Source organism: Gordonia polyisoprenivorans NBRC 16320 = JCM 10675, assembly GCF_000241325.1.
GTDB lineage: Bacteria > Actinomycetota > Actinomycetes > Mycobacteriales > Mycobacteriaceae > Gordonia > Gordonia polyisoprenivorans.
Genome location: NZ_BAEI01000111.1, coordinates 1 through 329, shown reverse-complemented (window position 1 = coordinate 329; position 329 = coordinate 1). Strand labels below are relative to the sequence as shown.

Sequence of the window (329 nt, the reverse complement as noted above, 5' to 3'; positions counted from 1 at the left end):
TGACGTGTGCGGTCTCAGGAGATGCGTGACGTCGTGTTCTCGGGAGATGCTTACCGGCGGTGGGGCCGGTGGGCGTTGAAGTTGCGAATGGTCTTGGTGGTGGTTCGTGCGTGCAGTGACAGTTCTCTGGCGCCGTCGAGCACTCGTAGGTGGTGATCGTCGACGATGATGGTGACGATGGTGCCGGCGTAGGTCGGACTGACTCGGAGGCGTTGGCCGGCCACCATGATCTGACCGCTCTTGGGAACCCGGCGCTGCACGCTCTGCGGCCCTGACGGTGGCGCAGGCGGCAGCGGGGTGCTGGCTTCCCGAACTCCGGTCAAGCGGCG

At 65.7% G+C, this 329-nt stretch carries 1 protein-coding gene; it reads right to left on the bottom strand.

Annotated features, from left to right (window positions below):
- Positions 1–50: 50 nt before the first annotated feature.
- A partial coding sequence (locus GOPIP_RS27960; RefSeq protein ID WP_006373275.1) for a Mu transposase domain-containing protein occupies positions 51–329 on the bottom strand: 279 nt, incomplete at its 5' end.